Source organism: Bacillus sp. V3B, from assembly GCF_024494465.1.
Classification (GTDB): domain Bacteria; phylum Bacillota; class Bacilli; order Bacillales; family Cytobacillaceae; genus Bacillus_BD.
Genome location: NZ_JAETXM010000033.1, coordinates 1 through 17,600 on the forward strand (window position 1 = coordinate 1; position 17,600 = coordinate 17,600).

The window sequence follows — 17,600 nt, forward strand, 5'->3', positions numbered from 1 at the left end:
GTGGAACAGAAGATCAATCAAAGATGTTGTACACAGATTCTTGTTTAAAAACAAAAAAAGAAAGGTAATGCCTTCCTTTTTCATTTAAATGGACTGTGGAGAGCTTTGTAAGGCTTCTTTAAGTACATAAGAACCCCACAATGCTTTAGCGATGGGAGTAGTCAGGGATAAATGGTAGTGTGAACCTGTAAATAATGGTATAACTGGAACCGTTCACTTTGCACATTAGTTTAATTATGATTTAGCCTCTTTAGATATATTTATTGTGCATCAATTAATAAAAACATTTTGCTTTTCTATCCTTCATCCAGTAGAATTTTCTTTATCGAAAATTAAATGAGGGAATTATGATGAAAAGTGTATATAGTGATGTCATTCAGTTTCGGGGCAATCATTATGATTTTGGATATAGGCAGGGCGAACTTTTAAAGGATTCTCCTATTCTACCAAATCGTAAAAAACATTGGGGAAGCAAATCTAAATTACGTCATTATACAGTGGATGAAATGGAAGTAAAAAAGATGATTCTTCATTTTGCTCCTGGCATTTGGGATGAATTAAATGGACTCTCAGATTCGTTAAAAATGAATAGGACAGACACGTTAATTCAATTTGGCGGCTATTATCTTGAATACGGCAAAAGCGGATGCTCTATTTTTACCAATACCGATTATATGATACGAAACTATGATAATGATCCCCTCTCCTATGAAGGCCGATATATTCTCTATCAACCGACAGATCAAGGTTATGCGATGATGGGCCCTTCCATGCAGATCACCGGGCGTACAGATGGGATCAACGAAAAAGGATTATCAATGGGTTATAACCTCATCAATCGTGTGAAGTCAGATGATGGATTTATTTGCAATATGATTGGACGTATTATTTTGGAAATATGTGCAAATGTGGAAGAAGCTATTTCACTACTAAAAGAGATTCCGCATCGTCGGTCATTCAGCTATATTTTGCTCGATCAAAGTGGTAAGTCCGTTGTGGTTGAGGCCTCTCCCAGAGAAGTAGTCGTCCACCCTTCCAATATTTGTACCAATCATTTCGAAATACTAACACATGAGAATCGGTACCGAATGGACGATTCTATCCAAAGATACAAAGCAATGGAACGGCAAGAAAGCAACATCATGGATCCCGCTCACGCTTATCAAATGATGAACGATTATGACAAAGGCGTATTCTCTAAAAAATATGGAGCCTGGGCAGGGACATTGCATACAGTGGGCTATTTCCCTAAACATATGAAAGCATGGTTCGCCATCGGAGGAGACAAGATGCCCTTTACCTTTGACTTTAATCAATGGTTAAAGGGAGAAAAGATACACGTCAAGCGAATAAAAGGCGAGTTGGATACACATTTACCATTTGTGAATATGTAGGACCCCATCGTCCATGTGAATTCGACTCGCCATATAGCTATGTTGATACAAAGACATTGTCGGAATAAGAAAGTATTTCATAGCAAATGACAGTGTGGAACTATAAATACTGATATAACTAATACAACCCCTAGGTGGTACTACTGTTTTTATTTTGAAATACAAACAGTAGTACCACCTAGTTTCACAAATAGTTCATACTATTTTATTGAGTTCACCTCTTTCATTTCACTTATTACTTCATCGATACATTGTTCAATGGCTATCGATTGTTTCTTTATATTTTGTGCATTTTCATATATTGTTGTTCCTTGAATATCGATTGTCATGATAAGTAACTTTGTATTTTTACGATGAGCGGGGATGCCTTGCTTTTTAGCACAGTGATACAATCTTTCTCCAAAAACACGTTTATTTTCCATAAACTTTTCATAATGGGATATATGGTTTATTTTACCATTCGGTTCGTACGGAAATGTTTCAAAACGTATGCCAATTTCTTTGACACTATTATTTTGGTTATGTAAGAGATTAATATATGTATCAATATGAACATTGTACGTTTGTGCCAGACCTGCTTTTCGAAAGGACTCTGCACTCATCCAGTTACGCTTTGAAATTAAGAATAAGAAGTTATTCCAACCGGCTCCTCCTACTTCTCCCCATTCTAAAAGAAGCTCTTTATTTGAATAAAATGCTTCAAACAAAATAGTCTGCCAACAAACTTTCCGTTGGATTCCATCCATTTCAATCCCTGATTCAAGGCTTTCATACGGCTTTTTTAGTAGTTCATAAAAATCACGAAGCTTTTGCTGGAAATCTCTAAATATATATTGAAGTGAATTTTGATGTAAGATCCATTCTCCATCTAAAAAAGTATGATAGTTTAAAAATACAAATTGTGAATTTTTAGGTCTAACTGTTGTATCTAATGCTAAAAAGATAAAATGGTATTCAACATTTTCAAATTGAGAAATGCCATCGTAATGGATTTTCTACGAGGGTCTCCAAATAATTGTTTAAACATGAAGTCCATTTTCAAATCGAGGTATTCTGTTGTCATGAGGGTTCTTCCTTTCGAGGTTTTTAGAAGTTAATAGGAGGATTCACTTTAATTAAATCTAATTTTATACAAAATAGCAAGAAAAATCAGCGAACAGCGCTCGATGACTGTCCGCAAAATTGCCTACCTATCTATATGGGATAGACTAGGGGGTTCCAAAGTTGTTCAAATTCAGGCTCACTAGTTAGCTTTCTTTTTTTGTTAATATATCCGTTTCTCAAGAATAACTCCTCTAACACCGCCACGAAGATCTTCCATATCACCGCTGAATCTAGGAATAAGGTTACTTTTAAACGATAAAAAAAGTTGTAATAGATAGAATAATAGAGGTTATACTCATAGCGACAAGTGGGCGAAATGCTTTTGTTCGAAGATCGCGCAAACTTACGTTCAAACCAAGACCGACCATCGCCGCCGATAACAAAAAGGTGGTTGCAAGCGAAAGTTGGTCTAACACTTCGTCTGAAACAGGAATGGATTTTCCTAGAACATAGCTTCCAAATACACTCATAAGAATAAATCCGATTAAAAACCATGGAAATTCAATCTTAGTCTCTTCCGTCTGACCTTTATTTTTCCTTTTCATCCAGTACATTAGAATCAAACTTAATGGGATAAGGAGTAAAACCCGGCCTAATTTGGCTAACAGGGCAATCGCTAACCCATCTGGGCCTGCTGGGGCTCCAGCTAATACGACATGGGCAATTTCATGAAGAGTTGTCCCACTCCATATCCCATATTGAATGTCCGATAATGGAAGAAAAGGTCGTATGATCGTATAAGTAACGGAAAAAATCGTGCCTACTAAGGCAATGATTCCCACCCCAATAGCGGTATCCTCTTCTTTTCCTTTTACAATCGGCGAAACAGCGGCAATGGCTGCCGCACCACATACCCCTGTACCCACTCCTAATAACAAGGTTAAAGAAGACTCCGCCTTCAAACGTTTCCCAAGCCATATGGTGAATAAAATGGCAAAGGTAATAACGGCGATATCGCGAAAAATCAGACCTAACCCTTGATGGAGGATTACATCCATATTTAATTTTACTCCATATAAAATAATCGCGAAACGTAACAAGCGTTTGGAAGAAAATTGGATTCCTGTCCGTATTTGCTCAGGGTATCCCCAAAATTGCCGATATAGGATTGCTAGGACAATAGCGCATGCCATTGGACCAACATAATCAAAGCCCGGTACTTTTGACAAAACAAATCCGAGAGCTGCAAGTAGAAAGGTAAAACCGACCCCTCCTAACCACAAACCGATTGAAGAATCGAGTGCAGAATTTTTGAGCAGTTGATTGTTCTCGCTATTTATTGAAAGGGATCTAGCATTTTGGTTCCTCATAATTTCACCTCAATTTCTTATGTAAATCTAGATTACTGCAAATCTTTGTATTAGAAAAATAAAGATATATAATAAGGATAATAAGTAAAAGCGTATACATAAAGGTTTTTAACAATCAAATAATATTGATGATAAAAGGAAAAGCCTTCATGAAGATGAATCTTTATTTTTTAATTCAAAAAAATCGGCATCATCCTTGTATGAGGAAGAATACAGAATACTGATTGTAAGATAGGAGTTTCGGATATGGATCAATATTTAAATGTGTTTGTGAAAGTCGTTGAAAAGGAGAATTTTTCAAAGGCTGGAGAAGAACTCCATATGACACAACCAGCTGTTAGTCAACATATTAGAGTCTTGGAAGAATTAATCGGAACGAGATTATTGGAGCGGAGTAATAAGTACGTTCGTCTAAATAAGGCTGGTGAGATTGTATATAACCATGCGAAGGAAATATTAGCCCTCTATACAAAAATGCAGTCTTCGGTCGATGATCTAACCAATCATGCTAAGGGCCCTATTGCGATTGGTGCCAGCTATACTTTTGGCGAATACATCTTGCCGCATATCATTGCAAGGCTACAGAAGAAATATCCGCTTATTAACCCATCCATTAAAATCCACAATACGAAGGAGATTATTGAACTGGTGAAGACGCATCAATTAGATGTAGGCATCATTGAGAGTATTTTTGATGATAAAGACCTCCAATCAGAAGTCATTTCTGGGGATCAAATGTTTATTGTGGCTTCTCCTGATCATCGCCTTTTGAACGAGCAAAAGGAAATCAGTATATCGGAATTAGCGCAGGAAACTTGGATTTTAAGGGAAGAAGGTTCAGGTACAAGGCAAGCATCGGAAAATCTTTTTCGTATGTATGATTTTACCCCAAAGAAAATCATGGAGTTTGGAAGTACACAGTTAATTAAGGAATCGGTGGAAGCTGGGCTTGGCATTTCTTTATTATCAAGCTGGGCCATTGAAAAGGAACAAACCAATGGCTACATCGGTATTATACCTGTGAAAGGGCTCCCTTTTAAACGAAACTTTTCCATCATCATGCATACCCTTTACCAAACGAAGGTCCTAAAAATATTGGTAGCCGAATGCTTAGCACCACTAGAAAAGTTCCGTTTTACAAAATACTAGAGAAAAACAAAGGGATTTACGAACAGTCACAGGCACTGTTCGTAATGTTATCTGCGGATGGATCCATTAACATCGTAAATCCAAAAGACAAAAACGTGTGGTTGAATGAATAGAAGGTATCCTTTCGCCAAGTTTTAATTAGAAGTTATTAATGAAAGAATTCAAATAAAAAGTACCCTATTGAATAGACATAATAAATAAGTCTATCCATAGGGTACTTTTTGTATAATTAGAACACAGGGAAGGATCATCCTATTCATATAATTGGGACGTTTCTCACGTTTTTTCAAACAAAAAATAGACAGTTCTACCATTTATTCTAGAAAAAATAACAGTAGAACCGTCCGAGACCAGTTTTTTCTAGTTAACTTCTTCACTCCAGAACTAATTTTTTCTACATCTCTCAATTTAGATAGTATTCTAGAGCTAATCTGAGAAAATTTATTCAACTATCGAAACAGGAAGGATAATATCAACTGTTGTTCCTTTATTCATCTCACTTTTTATATTTATTCTTCCTCCATGATCTTCGATAATTTTATAACTGACCATTAAACCTAAACCAGTTCCTTTTTCTTTTGTTGTATAAAAGGGTTCACCTAACCTAGATAGTAAGTCATTTGGGATACCAGGCCCATTATCAATGAAACGAATACGTACGCAATCTTTATTCAATTGTGTAACCTTAATATAGATTTTACCTTTATTTGGAACAGCTTCTATTGCATTTTTAAAAACATTTATAAATACCTGCTTTATTTGATTTCCTTCACATTTGACCAAAATAATGTTCGGTTCAAACTCTTTTGTGACCTCTATATTTTTAACAATGGCGATTGTCTCAATCAAAGTTAATACATCTTTTAATAAAGAAGTGATCTTTTCATTTTGATAGGTAATAGCTTGAGGTTTAGAAAGTACCATAAATTCACTAACAATTAAATTGATACGCTCGATTTCTGATAACATGATGTTATAATAATGTTTCTCTTCATCTTTTGAATCCTTATACTGAAGTAATTGGAGAAAGCCTTTTATAGATGTTAGGGGGTTTCGAATTTCATGTGCTGTAGCAGCAGCTAATTCACCTACAATCGAAAGCTTTTCAGATTTTCTTATAAGTTCCTCTTTATCTTTTAATTCTGTAATATCTCTAACAATGACGAAAATCCCTACTTTTTTATCCTCTATTACGATAGGTACACTCTTCATACTTACTAGTATACAATGTCCACTTTTGATCATACACTTGCACTCTATGATTGAAGACTTTCCTTTTCCTATTTCTAAAAAGTGCTTTTGAACTTTATCCATATCTTCTTTGCTTATAAGTTCTTTAAAAGACATTTTTGTCAGCTCTTCTTCACTATATCCCGTTATTTTCCCAGTTACATCATTAACAGATATTATCATGCCATTTAAATCTAAGTGTATAATTGCATCCATATTATTTTCAATAAGGCTATTTAACTGCTGCTCCCGATCTTCAATATCTTTAATATTTCTTTGAATAAATTTATATAATAACAATCCCGTTGCAATAACAAAAAGAATTCCTTTTACAATACTTATCCAAAAAACATCATCTGTATCAAACTTTGTTAATATCCACTCAGTTGTATAAATCCAAAAAATACTAGATAATAAATAGATGTAAGATATTTTAAACGAGACTTTCTTACTACGACCAACATTTTTCTTCATTAATAGCTCCCTTCTCCCATTGACCAATACTTACTAGTAAATGATCACAGCATTTCTGGATAATCTATACTCACAAATGTCAATGCATGACTTTACATAGAGTGCCGGCCCATTTTATTACCATTTCAGTTTTCGCTAGAGAATATGTCCGTAGTGGCTCCTTAGTAAGCCAAAAATAGCTTTTGTGTAAAAATAAAGAAAGAGATTTGTAAAAAATACAGTGGAATAGTATTACAATTAATATTCATTTAATAGATTGATTCTACTTATAGATTATAATTGTTTCTGATTTAAATATTATATGATTATAAGCCCACAGTGAACTGGAAACATAAAACATAAAAGTCCAAATATAACAAAAGAGGATTTCAAGAAATTTAGATAGAATCAGAAATAGCTCGATTACTCTCCTTTATATTGCAAAATTCACATTATTTTTACAATAAGTTTATCTTACTATCATTATAAAATGCTATCCTACTTTTATATTATGTTTAGGAGGATTCATATGAAGTGTTTGTTAATCCCCATCTCCACAGCTGCTCTAACAGTTCTATTATTTCCAGTTGAAGCAACTTTATATTCTCTACAATATATTCTGAACTCCATGATGTATCGGAGACACTTTCTATCATTCTATTCAACTATTTTTCAAGTTTTGTCCTTAGAGCAAGATTTCCACAAAAATAGGTGCCTCTTCCCTATGCACGTGAAAAGCATTAAGGGACTAGGCACCCGATTAAGGGATTAGCTCCTATGAATTTACGACTTTCTCTCGAACCGCTTCACCCTTTAACAATTCTTTTATTTTCCGGTCCATTCTCTCAATTTCAGCCGAAGGATTCTTCCACCAATTTCTGCTCCAGATACGTTCTATTGTCCAACCTCTGCTTTCAAGATATTTTTGACGATAAACATCTCGTTCCTTGGCATTGGCTGAACTCTGATACATCGCACCATCACACTCGATTCCCAAAATATATCTCGAAGAATCTTGTGGATGGATAACGGCTAAATCAATTCGGTATTCTGACATCCCTACCTGGGTCGTTACCTCATATCCAAGGTTTCTTAATTGGCTATACACCTGCTCTTCGAATGGAGAATCAAAGTGCAATTCCTGATCTTGCACATGAGTATCCACATTTTCATTGATTTCTTGCACGACAGCCTTGATTTGATCAACTTGAGCATTGGAAACAGCCCTTACATATTTCAAATAAGATTTCAGTAACTTGGGTCCCATTTGTTCAGTGTTGGCTACATTCAGTTCTTCAGGTTCAATACTAGAGACAACGATAATGCCTTCTTTTGCTCTTGTGATCGCCACATTAAGTCGATTTTCTCCACCTTTTTGGTTTAACACTCCAAACCGATTATAAACCTTTCCTTCCTCATTCTTCGCATACCCGATAGAGAAAAGAATGATATCTCTTTCATCCCCTTGAACATTTTCGATGTTTTTCACAAAGACTCTTTCATCAAGGTCTTTTATCATCATTTGATTATAGACTTTGTTAAATTCCAGATCTTCCTTTAATGCTTTGTCCATTTGATCTTGTACTTTTGTTTGTTGCTTTGAATTAAATGTTATAATTCCAACCGTTTTCCCTGGTTGATTGATTAATATATCTTTTAATACATTTACTACCTCTATTGCTTCAACTTCGTTAGACTGATTCATCCATCTACCATCGACTTTCTTCCATTTGATCGCAGGTGGATTTTTAAATGGAATCACATTTGGAGCAATTTGTATATGTCCATTATAAAATGCGTGATTGGAATAATTGATAAGCTCCTCATATTTCGAACGATGATGCCATTGAAGGAGCTTTTCAGGAAATCTCCTCTTTGCCAAATTTAAAAGACTCATAGATTCGTCGAGATCGTATTCTTCCTCCTCCTCATCCTCGTTAACAACTGAAGATTGAAACATATTAAATGGTGGTAGCTGTTTTTCGTCACCCGCAATAATAACCTGTTTCCCTCGATAAATAGCAGGAATTCCACTTTCAACGGTACATTGAGAGGCTTCATCAAAAATAACTAAATCAAATAATCCCTCTTGTAATGGAAAAATAGATGAAACCGTTTCAGGAGAAGCTAACCACATAGGCATGATATTCACTAAACTATGTTCAGCAAAATGATTGACTAATTTACGTAACGACCAAACCTGCCTTTTCTTCCCTACCTGATGCTTTAGCTCTCTCATCCTTTTTGAATGGCTTGATTGAGCCATTTCGACTTTTTTCGTTAAGTGATGAATAAGATATTGAGCTGCGATTTTTCGTTTATCCTCAATAAGTGTTGCAAAGGATTCCCTAATCCTCGAGAATTCATTCGTAGAAATCTTTTGGACTTGCGGGTATTTTTTTTCCGTTTGGTCAATCCATTCGATATAAGCTGAGTTTTTCAATAAATGAACCCAATAATCAGAAAGTGGCATTCCATTATTTGATGTTTTTTGCTGAAGCTGTAGAATCACTTTTTTCTCAAGTTCGGAACAATGATTCCAATATACATCCATTTGCTGTAGTTCTTCAAAATCACGATGAAAAGATTCTATTATTCTATCTAATTCATTTAATGGAATATCTCCTTCTGAAATTCTATTTTTGAATTCTTCTATTTTTGAATCCTTAAGATATTTTTTTAGTTTTTCTATTTCTCCAACCATTTTTTTCGTCACTTCGCCTAACTGATACATAAGAATTAAAGTCTTCTTAAGAGTAAGCCATTCTGCAGAAATGATTCCTTTAAATTTTCGACCATGAAGCAATTCTTCAATAATATTCTTACCAGAAAAAGAAGTCCACCACCGTAACCTTAAACCTTGTAATGCACTTTTATGACCCTCCTCTAAATCAGGATAAATCTTGTCTAATTTGTCTTCTATTGACCAGATGTATGCAGGAGTCATTTTTTCATGATCTAACGAATCCAGATATTTAGATGCTTTCTTTGCTTGATCAATTAAGTCATTTAACAACTCGGTTGCTTCAAGCTTTTCTTTCACATTAAAATTTGCAAACGTTTTTCGTTCTTTTAATGGATACTCCCTGTCACAAAATCGGTCAAACCATTCAGCATAGGTATACACTTTCTCTGAAACATCCATTAACCTATCCTTATTTAATGAAGGCAGTATTTCATGTAAATCAATCATTTGATTTGTATCCTCTACTGGCTTTGCCATGCCATACAAATCATATAATCTCAATCCAAATCCCTGATACTCATATAAAGCTTCTGCGATACTGTTCAACAATTCCTCTTGCGTATGTAATTTATTGGAAGCAGCGACGAATTGATGACGAGCATTTTCAAAGGAAACTTGATTTTGATCCAGTACGCCTTCTATCTGCGCATAAAGCTTTTCTCTGTCGCTCTTTTCATCATGGACGAGTGCAACATGGTTACTCAGGCCCAAACTATCTAGTCGTTGATAGACAACATCTAACGCAGCAGGCTTTTTACAAACGACTAGTACTTTCTTTTCTTGATGAAGAGCATCCGCAATTAAATTCACAATGACTTGTGACTTTCCGGTTCCTGGTGGTCCATGAACAACCAGCCCTTTTTTATAACGTGCTTCCTTCAATATTTCTTCCTGTGATCCATCTGCTTGTAATAGGGTCAAAATGTCTAAATCCTGATTAGGATCAGGTTCTGTACTTAATGGTTTCCCATTATGATCGAGCTCAATATCTAGAGGTTCAATCAATTCACCTACTAAAGATAGACGATTGTCATTGGATAAGGTGATGAGCTCCTCATAATCTTTCACTAAAGATGACTCACCTTGGGGGAAATTTCCGATCACTGCATTTTCCAATAAGGTAAGCTGAGCAACTGGAGGTTCTTCCTCTTTTTTATATTCTTTGAGTGGAGCGATTCCTTGCCCGGTAAAGGAAACATTCATTTCATATTCTTTTAAAAAGGAAATCCAGTCAAGGTAGTTATCATTTGCTGCCTTTTCAGCTGCCTGTTCAAAAAACTCTTTTGCAAACGATACGTTATTTAGCTTTTTAAAGGCTAAAAACAGGGTACGATTGATTTGAGGATCCGCTTCATCCAATTTGAGAACCCATTTTTGTGAAGTCGTATTGTTTTTTTCAAGTCTTACTGGATAAAGGAATAATGGTGCTTGAAAAAATGTTCCATCAGAGAATGTTCCTGATAAAAAAGGAAAACCCAAATAGAAGTCATGGATTCCTGTTTCTTTTTCAATGTCTTTTATATTTCTAAATAAATCAGTCAGTTTTTTTGAAAGGAGCATGGAAGATTCATCGTTGATTTTTGGCTTTAATAAGGTAATTTCATTTTTAGATTGGCTAATGACCTGTTCAACGATTGAAGCACTGACGATTTCTTCATTGGATAACTGGTCTAGCTCGGTTAAATCAAAGCTCCATTTATTATAAAGTTTCAACAATCGTATGGAGCGATTGCTCCGACTAATATTATTGAGTTTATCCCTCATATGAATCAATTGATCTTTCATTCTTAAACCTCTTTCTATTTATCCCATATCTATGAGTATCACGATATTTTAAAAAGAATATTTTTCATAATCATAAATGTAAGAAGCCTTGTATATATGCTCTAAAATATTATATCAGATAATGGTATGTATCATATAAAACACTGGAAGATACATGTTGTTATGAGCTCTTAATAAAAAAACAATGCATTTCACCATTGAAGGCGAAATGCATTGCTTAACTATGGACGGAATATTATTAAAAAGGATCTATAGAGTTCCAAAAATATTTCTTTTATAATGGCTGTGTTAAACAATAGTGTTGATGGTCAAATGCCCATTGGTGCACGCGTCCATTAAGTTATTCCAGGGAATAAAACACATGGCCACGCACACCAATGGGCATTTATCAACAATAACCTTTAACACAGCCTTTATAATAGAAAAGCCCTGTCCCTACCTTTACAATATTATTCTAACTGTTAGGGCACCACTGAACCTCTGTACGATAATTTCGACAGGTTCAAAGTTACTCATGCAAATAACCGAACAGTAACTGTGACTGTTCGGTTTATGTTTACTTATTTATTTAGTTTGAACTAGGATAATTTCGTCAATAATTGGAATTTCCCTTTTTAGTGAATCGAGGAGACTCTCTTCAACCTTATTGTCAATTTCACAAATGGTGATTGCAGCACCATTGATTTTTGACCGTTCATTAGACATGCGGGCGATGTTAAACCCATGTTGAAAAAGAATTCCCGATAATTCAGCAATAACTCCTTTATTGTCATTATGACGGATCACAAGTGTTGGCCGTTCTCCTGAAAATTTTAATGGATAATCATTGAATTCTTGAACCTCTACTTTACCACCACCTAAAGAACTAGCCAATACCTTTACAGTTCGTGTTGCACCTGTCAATTCTACGAGTACCGTATTAGGGTGATAGCTTCCAAGCACCCGTTTCGTGAATTCATATTGCAAGCCACTTTCTTCAGCAATCCCTTTAGCATTTGGAATGCCATCGTCCATTGTTGATAATCCAAGAACACCTGCTAATAGCGCTAAGTCTGTTCCGTGACCTTGATAGGTTTTGGCAAAAGAGCCCATCAGGGAGAATCTGACAAATAGAGGTTTTTCATTTAAAAGCTGGTGGGCAATATTACCGATTCGAACAGCCCCAGCTGTATGTGAACTCGAAGGGCCAACCATTATAGGACCAATGATTTCATAGGCACTTTGGTATTTTGCTGGTCCAGATCCACTTGTTTTTTGCCCGAGAATCTGCTCTTTTAATTTTTGCCCTGTCGGAGTTCCAGCAAGACCGCCTATTCCAGTTTCTCTCAACGATTCAGGCATTTGCTGCCCAACTTCATGCATCACATGGATCACTTCATCTGGAGGAATGATGCTGGCTACCCCAGCTAAAGCCATATCTGCTGCCGCTTGGGCGGTAATAGCATGTAAACCGTTGCGAATAATACACGGGATTTCCACTAGCCCAGCAACAGGGTCACAAACCAATCCTAGTGAATTTTTCAAAGCGATACCAACCGCATTTCCAACCTGCCCCGGTGTTCCACCAGCTAGCTCAACTAATGTACCTGCAGCCATAGCAGTTGCTGATCCAATTTCAGCCTGACATCCACCGGCAGCCCCTGATATCGAAGCTTTATTGGCAATGACTACGCCGAGTGCGGAAGCAGTGAAGATCGACTGTACAATCTGTTCACGAGTAAATAGTCCGCTGTCAAGGGCATGAACCAGTACAGCTGGCAAGATTCCCGCTGAACCAGCTGTTGGTGTCGCCACAATCCTCCCCATTGCCGCATTTACTTCTGATACCGCAAGCGCATTTGCCGCGGTATTTAATGTGGAAGGATTGACAAAGGTATTCCCATTTTTGGCATACAGATATAGCCGGTTTCCATCTCCTCCCGTTAAACCTGTACGGGACATAACAGGATTCATTGTGCCTTTGCGGACAGCCTCCTCCATGACCGTCAATTGTTCCGACATTTTTTCAATAATCGTCTCCCGAGGAAAACCTTTCAGTTCTACCTCTGTTTTTATCATCAATTCCGAAATGATTGTTTTCTCCTGCTCTGCCAATTCAATTAATTCTTTCAAACTTGTAAATGACATGTTATCACTCCTTTAAAAAAGACCGTTCCCTTGCAGCAAGCATAAGAACTGTTCCTTTGTTCGCTTTACCAGCCATATTGGTCCGGATCTTCTCCATGTTCTTCAAGAATTCTCGGTGCAGCGTTTTCTTCATCTTCAATGATTTTCAATACTTGGATATCAAATTCCCACTCATCTCCGAAATCAAATAAATAGAGGAAACCCTGTCCTTCATATAAATTCAAATCGCCAATTTCCGCTTCGTTCACATATGGTCCAAAGTTGTCCATCGGAGCATTATAGCAGTTTTCACCGTATTTTTTGCCATCCATATAGAAAGTATACAGATGATCATCGTCAAAATGAAACGCTCTCTGAATTAAATAATGCAAATCTAGTAAAGTATGTGTGCTTGATACTTGAAGGACTCTCCAACAGGATGATCTGAGTTTCACTTTGAAGAGGTACGTTCCCGCTATTGAAGAAGGCGGACTCTTTTTTAATGTCGTGGTGAGTTCCCCATTTGGAAATAACGGAGTCAGTAATTCGACCAGTGATTTAGTCTCTTTCTCTTCTTCTACCGTTACATTTTGCATCTTATCCGAAAAGTCCAACAAACTTGCAAAAAAATCAAAAAATTGTTCTTGAAAATCATCTTGAACATGAAATTAAGCAGTTTCAATTATATAACTAATTTCTATTGATTAAACGAAACAACTTTGAAATTACTTCCTGAATATTCTAAAACAGAAACACTAGAATTGTTTATTTTCCCTTCAAAATTAACCCCATCCGAAAACTTATCAATCACATTTCTTATGATAACACCATGAGTTACAAGTAAAATGTTTTCGTTATTACTTTCGCTTTTTGATACGATTTCATTTAACCCAATTTCAATCCGTTCCCAGATTTCACGATAATTCTCTGCATGATGAAAGGGGTCTGAATTTTTTATGAAATTCAGTACTTCTTCATTACTATGGTTTTGAAAAATTTCAACCCCTCTATTATAATGATAACCATTGTCTTGGGCTATCTTTCTCAAAGCTTCCTCCAAATATTCTCCTTCAAAGCCCCCAAAAAAAGCTTCTCTAAACGCTTTTCTTTTATTTATTTCCAAATCATGGTTGTGATAATTTTGTTGAAGTATTAACTTAGCTGTTTCAACGGTTCTTCCTAAATCACTCGAATACACGCGATTAAACGGAACGGTCGCCAATCTTTTACCAGATTCGATTGCTGTCACTTTTCCTTCTTCTGTTAGAGGACTATCCGCCCATCCCTGCATCTTTTTATATCTATTTAAATAGGTTTCACCATGTCTTACTAAAAATAAATTGATTTTATGTTCCATCTAATTACCTCCCACCTTCATTAGTTTATACCCTTTTATAAACCTTTCTCAACAAATTAACTTTGGTGGAAAGTACATTTTTATCTTTTAATCTAAAATTCTTCATCAACTACACTTTTAAAGGAATCATCGGCTTTTATAATAAATAGAGATTTTCCCTAAGACGTTCATTTGAGGAACTTTGTGTAACTGGTTTTTAAACGAATATACGATTTTAGTTATTTTCGCACATTAAAAAGACCACCAAATTGGTGGTCGATAATATATCTATTCTTTAAATTTTAACAATCTTATTGCGTTTAAAATAACAATTAATGCAGCACCTGTATCACTTAATACAGCCATCCAAAGTGTAAGCCAACCGGGAAAGATTAAGACTAGTGCAATGACTTTAATAATAATGGAGAACCAAATATTTTGTTTAATAATCGTTAAAGCTTTTCTGCTTAACTTCATGGTATGAGGAAGTTTATCAAGATTATCAGCCATTAAAACAATATCTGCCGTTTCCATCGCGGTGTCCGTTCCTGCCCCACCCATAGCAATACCTAAATCTGCTGTTACAAGTGCTGGAGCATCATTAATACCATCACCAACCATTGCCACCTTATGTCCTTCATTTTGTAATTTCTTGATAGCCTCTACTTTATCCTCTGGCAACAATTCTGCGAAATAACGATTAACATTCGCTTCTGAAGCAATCATTTTTGCAGATCCTTCATTATCTCCGGTCAACATTATAGTTTGGTTAACCCCACTTTGTTTTAATGCTTTTAAAGCAGAAGCTGTTGTTTCACGTATTGTATCAGAAACTGTAATCATACCGATCACATGATGCTGTGTTCCGATTATAACTACCGTTTTTCCTTTATTTTGTATCTCTTGAACATGGTTTTTAACATCCTCTAAAGAACCATTCATTTCTTCAAATAATTTTAGATTACCAGCGTAAAAAATATCTCCTTCAATAGTCGCTTGTACACCTTTTCCAACGATACTTTTGAATAAATCACCATTTTTTGGTTGAATACTTTTTTCGTTTGCATATCCAACAATCGCTTTGGCTATAGGATGTGTTGAATAATCTTCTAGTGTTAAGGCTATTGAAAGTAATTCCTCTTCTGATACGTTTAACGCCTTGATTTCTGTTACTTTAGGCTTTCCTTCAGTCAAAGTACCTGTTTTATCGAATGCAATGGCAGTGATGGCACCTGCTTTTTCTAAAAATGTTCCACCTTTAATTAAAACTCCGTTCTTCGCAGCATTCCCAATAGCTGATACGATCGCAACAGGAGTAGAAATCACTAATGCACAAGGACAAGCTACAACTAGTAGTTCAAGCCCTTTATAAAACCATTCTCCCCAATTACCAAATCCAAGTAGTGGAGGCAGCACCATAACTGCCAATGCTAAAATAAATACAACGGGTGTATAGATACTTGCGAATTTATCTACAAATGCTTCTGTTGGTGCTTTTTGTTCTTGTGCTTCTTCAACCAAGTGAATAATTTTTGATATGGTCGTATCTTCAACTAACTTAGTGACCTTAATCTCAAGGGAACCATGTTCATTTATCGTTCCTGCGAATACTGTATCACCAATATTCTTATCTACAGGAATGGACTCACCTGTAATTGGAGCCTGATTGACGCTTGATTCTCCTTCAATGATTTCACCGTCTAATGGAATTTTATCACCCGGTTTAACAATGATAATGTCACCGATTGTTATTTCTTCAACCGGTTTTTTAATGATTTCTGAATCCACTTTGACCCAGGCTTCAGGAGGAGCTAAATCCATAAGATTACGGATGGAATTCCTTGTACGCTCAATCGATTTAGTTTGTAGGTAGTTACCAATTGCAAATAACCAAACAACGGTAGCACCTTCAAGCCATTCCCCAATAAGAGCAGCTCCAATAGCCGCAACAGACATGAGAACATTCATATCCAGTGAACGACTTTTTATGGCATAGAATGCACTCCTAACTGGCTTATAACCACTTATCACCATTGCAATTACGTATAGCATTGTGGACATCAATGTAGAAGTTTCATTAAATGAACCGATAAAACCAAGAGCTATTAGTACACCAGACAAGATGACTAAACCATTTTCGTTTTTATTTTTGTTTGTCTGTATTGATTTCTTATTTGAAGGTAATGAAGCTTTAAAGCCAATTTTAGAAACTTCAGAAATGACTTCTTCCACGTTAGTGTTATGCTCAATTTTCATTTTCCCCGTAGAGAAATTAACGCTGACATTTTTTACGGATGGAAGGGTATTTAAATGGTTCTCTATGCTCTTAGCACAACTACCACAGTCCATTCCTTCAATATCGAATGTTTTTATATTCCCTTTTTGATTTAAAGACTCAACAGAATATCCAAGTTTTTTGATTTCACTCTCAATCGGAATAAAGGCATCAGAGTTACTTGCAGCCACCTGCATTTTCGCTGTACTGAAATTAACCTTTATCTCATTTATATCTTTTAGTTTACTTAATCCTTTTTCAATGGTTATTGCACAAGCAGCACAATCCATTCCGTGAACTCTGTATGACATCTTCTCTTCAGAAGGAAGAGGATTCGAGATTACCTCTATTGTCTGTTGTTCGTTACTACTACAACAGCTTGTTTTTACTGGATTTTCATCTTCTTTAATTATTGTTTTGCTGCTACAACAATTAGTTGATTCTTTCTTATTTTCACTTGGAAGGGAAGGACTACAACAACTTATTTTTTCTAGTCCATTAACTGTTTCCTTCGACGAATTACTGCTACAACAACTAGTTTTTTCTTGAATTATTATAGGTATTGAATTAAAACTATTTACTGAATCTTTGTTACTTGAACAACAACTTGAATCCTCTTGTTTTGCACTTGATTTATCAGAAGAGCTACAACAATTTCCCTCTTTATTTTCAGTCACTTTATTTGAGCCGCAACATTGGTCAGCCAATTTAA

Annotated in this window: 10 protein-coding genes and 1 pseudogene; 2 read left to right on the forward strand and 9 right to left on the reverse strand. The window is 35.8% G+C overall.

Features of this window, described 5'->3' with window-relative positions; translation table 11 throughout:
• Positions 1 to 350: 350 nt before the first annotated feature.
• Complete coding sequence (locus tag JMM81_RS20535) at positions 351 to 1,394, forward strand: C45 family autoproteolytic acyltransferase/hydrolase (RefSeq protein ID WP_256243438.1); 1,044 nt, start codon at positions 351 to 353, stop codon at positions 1,392 to 1,394.
• Between the two features lie 200 nt (positions 1,395 to 1,594).
• On the opposite strand, the gene JMM81_RS20540 is transcribed toward JMM81_RS20535, so the two are convergent.
• The 3 genes and pseudogenes from JMM81_RS20540 to JMM81_RS20550 form a co-directional block, all read right to left on the reverse strand.
• Entirely contained in the window at positions 1,595 to 2,140 is a 546-nt protein-coding gene (locus tag JMM81_RS20540; RefSeq protein WP_256243415.1) for a hypothetical protein, read from the reverse strand.
• A 221-nt stretch (positions 2,141 to 2,361) separates the two neighbouring features.
• Positions 2,362 to 2,457 (reverse strand): annotated as a pseudogene (locus JMM81_RS20545) (Rpn family recombination-promoting nuclease/putative transposase); the annotation flags it as partial.
• Positions 2,458 to 2,746: 289 nt separating this feature from the next.
• Complete coding sequence (locus JMM81_RS20550; protein ID WP_256243416.1) at positions 2,747 to 3,808, reverse strand: YeiH family protein; 1,062 nt, start codon at positions 3,806 to 3,808, stop codon at positions 2,747 to 2,749.
• A 246-nt stretch (positions 3,809 to 4,054) separates the two neighbouring features.
• On the opposite strand from JMM81_RS20550, the gene JMM81_RS20555 reads away from it, so the two are divergent.
• The gene (locus JMM81_RS20555) at positions 4,055 to 4,957 is read left to right on the forward strand and encodes a LysR family transcriptional regulator (RefSeq protein WP_256243417.1); all 903 of its coding nucleotides are present in this window, start codon (positions 4,055 to 4,057) and stop codon (positions 4,955 to 4,957) included.
• A gap of 441 nt (positions 4,958 to 5,398) precedes the next feature.
• On the opposite strand, the gene JMM81_RS20560 is transcribed toward JMM81_RS20555, so the two are convergent.
• From JMM81_RS20560 to JMM81_RS20590, 6 genes are all read right to left on the reverse strand, one after another.
• On the reverse strand, positions 5,399 to 6,661 hold the full coding sequence (locus JMM81_RS20560; protein WP_256243418.1) for an ATP-binding protein: 1,263 nt from the start codon (positions 6,659 to 6,661) through the stop codon (positions 5,399 to 5,401).
• A 754-nt stretch (positions 6,662 to 7,415) separates the two neighbouring features.
• A complete protein-coding gene (locus JMM81_RS20565; RefSeq protein WP_256243419.1) occupies positions 7,416 to 11,171 on the reverse strand; it encodes an AAA domain-containing protein in 3,756 nt (1,251 codons plus the stop codon).
• Between the two features lie 564 nt (positions 11,172 to 11,735).
• Positions 11,736 to 13,298: an L-serine ammonia-lyase, iron-sulfur-dependent, subunit alpha gene (gene sdaAA / locus JMM81_RS22955; RefSeq protein WP_309143513.1), complete on the reverse strand. Its 1,563-nt coding sequence runs from the start codon at positions 13,296 to 13,298 to the stop codon at positions 11,736 to 11,738.
• 65 nt (positions 13,299 to 13,363) lie between these two features.
• Positions 13,364 to 13,873, reverse strand: coding sequence for a plasmid pRiA4b ORF-3 family protein (locus JMM81_RS20580; protein WP_256243420.1), 510 nt, complete (start codon positions 13,871 to 13,873; stop codon positions 13,364 to 13,366).
• A gap of 101 nt (positions 13,874 to 13,974) precedes the next feature.
• Positions 13,975 to 14,634: a histidine phosphatase family protein gene (locus JMM81_RS20585; protein WP_256243421.1), complete on the reverse strand. Its 660-nt coding sequence runs from the start codon at positions 14,632 to 14,634 to the stop codon at positions 13,975 to 13,977.
• A 267-nt stretch (positions 14,635 to 14,901) separates the two neighbouring features.
• Positions 14,902 to 17,595, reverse strand: coding sequence for a heavy metal translocating P-type ATPase (locus tag JMM81_RS20590; protein WP_305367870.1), 2,694 nt, complete (start codon positions 17,593 to 17,595; stop codon positions 14,902 to 14,904).
• Positions 17,596 to 17,600 lie beyond the last annotated feature (5 nt).

Coding starts and splice junctions, on each gene's coding strand:
- JMM81_RS20535 (WP_256243438.1), top strand. CDS start 351: ATGAAAAGTGTATATAGTGATGTCATTCAGTTTCGGGGCAATCATTAT.
- JMM81_RS20540 (WP_256243415.1), bottom strand. CDS start 2,140: ATGGATGGAATCCAACGGAAAGTTTGTTGGCAGACTATTTTGTTTGAA.
- JMM81_RS20550 (WP_256243416.1), bottom strand. CDS start 3,808: ATGAGGAACCAAAATGCTAGATCCCTTTCAATAAATAGCGAGAACAAT.
- JMM81_RS20555 (WP_256243417.1), top strand. CDS start 4,055: ATGGATCAATATTTAAATGTGTTTGTGAAAGTCGTTGAAAAGGAGAAT.
- JMM81_RS20560 (WP_256243418.1), bottom strand. CDS start 6,661: ATGAAGAAAAATGTTGGTCGTAGTAAGAAAGTCTCGTTTAAAATATCT.
- JMM81_RS20565 (WP_256243419.1), bottom strand. CDS start 11,171: ATGAAAGATCAATTGATTCATATGAGGGATAAACTCAATAATATTAGT.
- sdaAA (WP_309143513.1), bottom strand. CDS start 13,298: ATGTCATTTACAAGTTTGAAAGAATTAATTGAATTGGCAGAGCAGGAG.
- JMM81_RS20580 (WP_256243420.1), bottom strand. CDS start 13,873: ATGCAAAATGTAACGGTAGAAGAAGAGAAAGAGACTAAATCACTGGTC.
- JMM81_RS20585 (WP_256243421.1), bottom strand. CDS start 14,634: ATGGAACATAAAATCAATTTATTTTTAGTAAGACATGGTGAAACCTAT.